The organism is Bilophila sp. 4_1_30 (assembly GCF_000224655.1).
In the GTDB taxonomy this organism is placed as follows: domain Bacteria; phylum Desulfobacterota; class Desulfovibrionia; order Desulfovibrionales; family Desulfovibrionaceae; genus Bilophila; species Bilophila wadsworthia.
Genome location: NZ_JH114231.1, coordinates 164,389 through 170,486 on the forward strand (window position 1 = coordinate 164,389; position 6,098 = coordinate 170,486).

11 protein-coding genes are annotated in these 6,098 nt (G+C 53.2%); 4 read left to right on the forward strand and 7 right to left on the reverse strand.

The genetic code is table 11. The features are described from left to right. Positions 1-141: 141 nt before the first annotated feature. From HMPREF0178_RS00790 to HMPREF0178_RS00810, 5 genes are all read right to left on the reverse strand, one after another. Positions 142-390: a DUF2442 domain-containing protein gene (locus HMPREF0178_RS00790; protein ID WP_005027312.1), complete on the reverse strand. Its 249-nt coding sequence runs from the start codon at positions 388-390 to the stop codon at positions 142-144. Continuing rightward, entirely contained in the window at positions 374-616 is a 243-nt protein-coding gene (locus HMPREF0178_RS00795; protein WP_009367996.1) for a DUF4160 domain-containing protein, read from the reverse strand. Before HMPREF0178_RS00795 ends, HMPREF0178_RS00790 begins: the two co-directional genes overlap by 17 nt. Positions 617-903: 287 nt before the next feature. Then, positions 904-1,158 carry a hypothetical protein gene (locus HMPREF0178_RS00800; RefSeq protein ID WP_157134850.1) on the reverse strand — a complete coding sequence of 85 codons (255 nt, stop codon included), beginning with the start codon at positions 1,156-1,158 and terminating at the stop codon, positions 904-906. A gap of 733 nt (positions 1,159-1,891) precedes the next feature. After that, the gene (locus HMPREF0178_RS00805; RefSeq protein WP_009367998.1) at positions 1,892-2,131 is read right to left on the reverse strand and encodes a phage regulatory CII family protein; all 240 of its coding nucleotides are present in this window, start codon (positions 2,129-2,131) and stop codon (positions 1,892-1,894) included. Positions 2,132-2,612: 481 nt separating this feature from the next. Then, the gene (locus tag HMPREF0178_RS00810) at positions 2,613-2,852 is read right to left on the reverse strand and encodes a phage regulatory CII family protein (RefSeq protein WP_009367999.1); all 240 of its coding nucleotides are present in this window, start codon (positions 2,850-2,852) and stop codon (positions 2,613-2,615) included. A gap of 304 nt (positions 2,853-3,156) precedes the next feature. Here HMPREF0178_RS00810 and HMPREF0178_RS00815 point away from each other — a divergent pair, with 304 nt between their 5' ends. Then, the gene (locus HMPREF0178_RS00815; RefSeq protein ID WP_009368000.1) at positions 3,157-3,405 is read left to right on the forward strand and encodes a hypothetical protein; all 249 of its coding nucleotides are present in this window, start codon (positions 3,157-3,159) and stop codon (positions 3,403-3,405) included. 12 nt (positions 3,406-3,417) lie between these two features. Here HMPREF0178_RS00815 and HMPREF0178_RS22275 read toward each other — a convergent pair whose 3' ends face one another. Both HMPREF0178_RS22275 and HMPREF0178_RS00820 read right to left on the reverse strand, forming a co-directional pair. Further along, on the reverse strand, positions 3,418-3,678 hold the full coding sequence (locus HMPREF0178_RS22275) for a hypothetical protein (RefSeq protein ID WP_232281156.1): 261 nt from the start codon (positions 3,676-3,678) through the stop codon (positions 3,418-3,420). A 60-nt stretch (positions 3,679-3,738) separates the two neighbouring features. Further along, entirely contained in the window at positions 3,739-4,119 is a 381-nt protein-coding gene (locus HMPREF0178_RS00820; RefSeq protein WP_039958405.1) for a helix-turn-helix domain-containing protein, read from the reverse strand. A 323-nt stretch (positions 4,120-4,442) separates the two neighbouring features. Between HMPREF0178_RS00820 and HMPREF0178_RS00830 the strand changes: the two genes are divergently transcribed. The 3 genes from HMPREF0178_RS00830 to HMPREF0178_RS00840 form a co-directional block, all read left to right on the forward strand. Further along, on the forward strand, positions 4,443-4,805 hold the full coding sequence (locus HMPREF0178_RS00830; protein WP_009368003.1) for a hypothetical protein: 363 nt from the start codon (positions 4,443-4,445) through the stop codon (positions 4,803-4,805). Positions 4,806-5,107: 302 nt separating this feature from the next. Next, complete coding sequence (locus tag HMPREF0178_RS00835; protein ID WP_009368004.1) at positions 5,108-5,665, forward strand: helix-turn-helix transcriptional regulator; 558 nt, start codon at positions 5,108-5,110, stop codon at positions 5,663-5,665. Between the two features lie 116 nt (positions 5,666-5,781). Further along, positions 5,782-6,098 (forward strand): Bro-N domain-containing protein (locus tag HMPREF0178_RS00840; protein WP_009368005.1); only part of this gene is annotated, 317 nt, incomplete at its 3' end.

The window sequence follows — 6,098 nt, forward strand, 5'->3', positions numbered from 1 at the left end:
AAATACCCTCGTTTTGATGTTTGGCTTGGCGTCCCAAACCCAATGAAAAAGCCCGGTTGGTTCCGGGCTTTTCGATGGGGCTAGGCACGAAAAAAGGCTCCTCGTTTCCGGGGAGCCTTTCGGGTGTGTTTTTGCAGATGGTCAGGCGACCTTGATGGGAGTCCTCGTCAAATCCCCCTGACCTGCAAGGAGTCCTTCGACGGAAATGTCTTCATCGAGGTGTTCCCAGTGAATACCGAACGCGCTCAATTCAAACCGTTCGCGTTCCGCAACCGTCGCATTGAGCAGACGGGGGAACCAAGCAAGAGGAACGCCGATGACGCGGGCGTCATTCAGCCCCACCCACATGGAATCCTCGTCGAACCAAACCTTTTTAGGCGAAATAATCATGATACGCCCCCTTCAGGATATCCCGTTTTTCCTGAACGAGCTTGCATATTTTGCGCAGCTCCTGCGCGGAAAAACCGGCATTGAGCAGAACCCCGAACGGTTCAACAAGCGAAATTTTCGCTTCGCCGTCCTGACTTCTGACATGAATGTGCGGGGCCTTTAAGGGGTTTCCTTCGTTGGAATAGAAGAAAAAACGATAAGGCCCAATGATAAGGATAACAGGCATTAGTCCCTCATTTTTCTGAAAGAATAGCGGGTTTCACAGACTCTGTCCATATGCTTCGGCCATGTTCCGTTTCGACTCCACAGCGGGGGTTGATGTTCACCGCTCCAGTCCGGCTCTCGCCGTCTCTCAACACGTCTGCCCTCGGCGGCATCCCGTTGTGTTGAGATAAAAAATACGAAAATCGTATTTATGAGTCAACATGAAAATACGATTTTCGTATTTATTTTCTTCAAAAAAAGGCAATCTTTCAAGACTGCCTTTCTTTATAGGTGGTTACTATTATGTGTTCAGCTTTCCAAGAGGCCCAGAGCGATCATTTCATCTATAGTTTTTCCAAATGCCCGTGAAAATTCGTATGCCTCCCGTAGAGTCAGGCTACGGTGACGACCTTGCTTGTCAGGTCTATAGATGCGCTTGAACTCGCGCAACGAGACATCAGGAGTGGAAAGTTTCATTGTATTATGAACGAGTTCTTTTAATTCTTTGTTTTGTTCTTGTGCCAGTTTTTCAACGGCAGCCGCGAATACAGTATCCACGCTCATAGTATCCTCCATGTACTTGGATACCATTTTCGTGCCTCCTTTTCTAAATCAAAATATACGAAATTCGTTGACTCAGTTTTACGATTATCGTACGAAAAAAGTCAACGACAACTGGTGACGACTTGTCACCGATTGGAGGCTCTTCGACAACCAGCCCCGACGAACCCGCCGCCGACGCCGCGCCCGGACGTGAACAACGCCGACCGCCGCCGGGGGAACAGGGGGAGGGATGCCCGATAGGATCGGGCCGCGCTTGTGATGCCGTTTTCGAGCTGGGCGCGAAACCTCAAAGCTCAAAAAGGATTTTGATTCCTTTTTGAGTTCTTGAGCAAGATGTAAAAACTGAAATGATTACACCGTTGAGCCGTGCCTTGGACATGAAAAAAGGCGGCTCCGAAGAACCGCCTATAGTAGAGCCGCCGAACTTTTTTAGAAGCTTGCCGCTGTTTGCGGTTCCGTAAAACCGCCTCCAAGAGTTGGTAGCCGCCGAACTTCCCTAGAAGCTTGCCGCTACTTGCTATGAAAAGTAAAAAAATGGTTTTGTGTCAATTAAATATTAAATATAAACAGAAAAATATTAAATATAAAGTGTTATATGCGTTATGCACAAACTGATTCCTTTCCACAAAACCCGGCGGGGCCATCCCCGCCGGGGGCGCACATCTCCATGCGCCTCAGGTCCACGCATGGGTTGGGGAGACGGGAGATCCGCCGCCCCTTTATGCAAGGATCATCAATTGATAGGAATAAGTTTATAACCGAGTTCCCGCGCCATGACTTCAAGAGGCTGGGTGTTCCCTGTGGCTTTGAGGATTGCCATGAGCGTCTCTGCGCTGAGTTTTGCGCCTTTGCCATAGGGGTTGCACTCCCTGAGCAGAGTCGAGTAGGGTTTTCCAATGGCGGATGCTATTGCTTTTGCAGGCATATCGCCATCAATGACAAGAGTGTGGACGGATTCAATGAGTTTGCTCATGATTTTTCCTGTAGTTTTTTGTACTAAAAAACTATAAAGCTTCCCTTTTCCGATGAACTCTATGCTCCTAATAGATATGAAGTATTTTTCTCTCTATCTAATTTCATCCTAAAAGTGAATCCTTCTTCCTCTCTCTTCCCCGCCCTTGCCAGATGCGTTCAAACATGGTTTGGGAGTACGATTTTTCGACTCGACCCCGTGCTATGTGGTGAATTGTCGTTTTTTATCACGTGTTACGGACCGATATTCGCCACGACTTCGCATGTCGGGGCTGCTCCTCCCGGCTTTTTCGAATGGTTTCATGGTCTGTCCTTGTGCGCTGTCGGTCTGGTACGAAAAAGCCCGGTGCCTATCTAGGCTTCGATGATTCAAGGCAAACACCTGGCAGAGCCAATCCCCGCCGGGGCGTGCACATCCATACGTTTCAGGTCCCGCATGGTTCGGGGCGACGAGTGTTCGCCGCCCCTTTCATGTGAGGCCGTCAGTCCACAGGGGCAAGCCTGTAGCCGAGTTCCCGCACCATCACGTTGAGCGGGGTGGAGTCGCCCGTGGTTTCGATGATGTCCATGAACGTCTCGACGCCGAGCTTTGCGCCGGGGTCAAGCGGGTTGGTTTCCCTGAGCAGGGTCGAGTAGGGCTTGCCGATGGCCGACGCGATGGCCTTGGAAGGCATCTTGCCGTTGACCACGGTTTCGTGGATGGCCTTGATGACCTTTGACATGGGTTTTTCCGTAAAAATAAAGTTGTTTCCTGTGGTTATTGGACGGTATTGCTCAGGGCCACCGTGGGTATCTCTGTTTTCCCAACCCCAGACACCGACGCGCACACCGTTGCCGCTGGTTCCCGCCGACCCGTCGCGGCTTGTGAGGACGGCGGGAGAAGGCCCGGCGTCGTGAAACTAGTATTAGCGTATGCTAAAATAAAAGGCAAGCCTGATATTAGCAAATTCTAAAAAACGTGTTACAAAAAAGTTGCCCGCACGTAGGGCACGAAAAAGCCCCTCACGGGGAGGGGCGGGAGGACATATGGAAGTACCGGCAAGTAAGCCGAATGGCTCACGTCAGAAACGCAGGAAGAAGACTACCTTTGTTACCCAAGAGGACATGGAGTTGGAGCGGACGCTTTTCAACTGGCGCATCCGTCGCGTCGAAAAGGGAATGTGGATACAGGCACTGTGCGCCGTGGGCGTGTACCTCTGTTTTTTTGGCGCACTATATATGGAGTCACTGAACCAGAACGAAAATGCTGCTTGCTCATCAAGCGCTGAAATATAGGGATAGAGGTGACTAGGGTGAATGACAGATGGATTCTGCTTGTATCTTTTGCTGTTGGGGCGGTGTTATTTGTGTTTGTTCTTGTTTTTTCTGCATCGATGATATGGCAGTGTTCGCTTCTTTTAGACCAAAACCGAAAGCAAATAGAGAACCAGCAACAAGAATCATTGCGAAGAAGCGAACCGGGAGAAGAGCCTTCTTCAATGTGTGAGCCTTCTGTACCTCCTTACTCCTTTTCCCCGCTCCGGCGGGGATTTCATCTGTACTCAACATAAATGATCACGCACCCGGAAGGGCGTCGTTCCCGCCGGACTTCACGGAGACGTGGCGGAACTAGGCGATCTGTTTGTCCCTGTCGCTAGACCCACTTTGCGCGCGCACCAGTTCGATGTGCCCTTCCCATTTGGCCTTGTAGTCCCTGAGTTCCTCTACCTTTTTTTCAAGCTCTTTGATTCGTTGGTTGAGAGCCCGCATATCCTGCTCGGGATGGCAGGGTTGAGGAGAAGGGCATGGTTTTTCGCCCGGAATGAGAAGTATTCCTCCGGCTTTATCAATAGCTCCGCAAAGGACGGAGTTAAGACTACGTTTTCCTGTGATCCAGCCCCAAAAAGTGACGTTGTTCACGCCGAGAGCTTCCGCAGCCGCAGACTTATTTCCTCCATACTCTTCAAGTACTTTGGAAAAAAGTTTTTGAATGTCGTTTTCTATTCCCATACGATATGTTCCATCCAAAAAATTAGCTTCTGTCAATTCGCGTTCGGATAAAATAGCTTGATGTTTTCTTTAGCGTTCGCTAATAAGGAGCACATGAAGACAATCGCCACAGAAATCAGAGAGTTTTTGGACCAGACCGGGCTCCCCCAGAGCAGGCTTTCTGCCGAGTCTGGGGTCCCCGCGTCTACAATATGCAACCTTTTGAAGGGGAAGCGACAGCATCTGTTGGGACCGAACCAAGACAATATCCGTGCCGCAATGTCTCGCCTTTCTCTCACCGCCGCCCCCAGCACTCCCAGCGAACCCGAAGAGGAGGCGTTGGTATGAAATGCCCCAGTTGCGGAGCCCCCGGCATGAAACGGACGTTCAACGCCACACATGATCCGGAGCGCTTCTACCTGTGCAAGGAGTGCGGGCACATCTTGTCTCGTGCCAAAGAGCCTTGGTCCGGCAAGGATCAGCGGTTTTTCGTAATGGCAAGCCTTGCCGAGCAGAACCGCCTTCTTGAGGAAATTCGGGACGCGCTCAAGGAACGCGCCCCGGTGGGGGAGGCTAGCTCCAATCCGCCTTCTCAAGGAGTGGCCTCGCTGGTCCATCGCCTGCGGGTATTGATGTGCCGTGCCCGCAAGCCAGCCTCCCCCAACACTCCCACCGCACCCGAAGAGGCAAGCCATGAACTGGCCTGAAGCCATTGTCGTTATCGCTAGTATCGCAGGGATTTGTTTTATCCTCTGGTGCTACCTCAGAAGCGAATAGCCCCTCCGCGCACCGCCGAGCCACGGCTTCTGGAGTCGGGTACTCCGCGACGCGGTATGCCCGCCAGTGCGGGCGCGGCTGGCCGGGGATCAGGATACGGACGCGCCAGACGGGGCCGCGCAGTGTGATGAGCAGATGGACTGTAGGTACAGGCATGGGGTCCGAACCTTTTTCAGCCATCTTATCGGAACGCAACAGGCCGTAAAGTTGAAAACTTCAGAGGAAAAGCAGGATGGCCGACTACAAGAACATGACTGCAATCGAGGCGCTTCGGGAAGCCAAGGACGCCAGCGGCATGACCGCCGAAAGCATAGCGCAGGGAGTGGGCATCACCGCGACGCATTTGCGCCGCTATCTTGATCCCAATGACAACTATGCGCCGAGCCTGCACATCATCCCCGGTTTGTGCAGGGTGATGCGGAATACAATCCTCCTCCAGTGGCTTGAAGCGCAGCTTGTAGCTGATGACACTCCGGTGACGCCTGCCGCGACGCGGGCGGACGTGCTGACGGCGGTGGCGCGTGCGGGTTCGGCCCTTGGCGAGGTGCAGCGGATCGTCGCCGAGGCGCAGGTGCTTTATCCGAGTACGGCGCGGGAGATCCGTTCCGGGCTTGGGGACGTGATCGCGGCGTGCCGGAGCGCGCAGGCGGGGCTGCAACCACTGGCGGAACGTCGGGATCGGGATGTGGCGCTGGCCAGCCTGTCGGACGGAGAGCAGGCGCCACCGGTGGCGATGCCCGAGCCACTGACGGGAGAGTGCCGCAAGCCGTGGTGGAAGGTGTGGAGGTAATGATGAGCGTCGTACCGAAAAATCCGTACGAAAATACTTCGCATGGAACGCGCTGTTTCCGGGCAGGGAAAAAAGAACTGGGATAACCTCTCTTCAAAAAGAAGGAGGAGGAGCCGATGAACGGGCTGCGAATTTTTCAGAACAGGGAGTTTGGGGCCGTGCGCGTGATCGAGTACGGAGGCGAGCCGTGGTTTGTGGCGCGGGATGTATGCGCCGTCCTCGGAACGGAGACGCGGGATCTGCCGGACATTCTGGAGCACGACGAGCAACGCCCTATTGTCGATATTATCCACACTCTGAATGATTCCACAGGATTGCGACGCGATAGCCGTATCATTTCAGAACCGGGCCTGTACTCGCTCGTCCTCCGGTCCCGCAAGCCGGAGGCCAAGGCGTTCAAACGCTGGATCGTGCATGAGGTTATTCCGTCCAT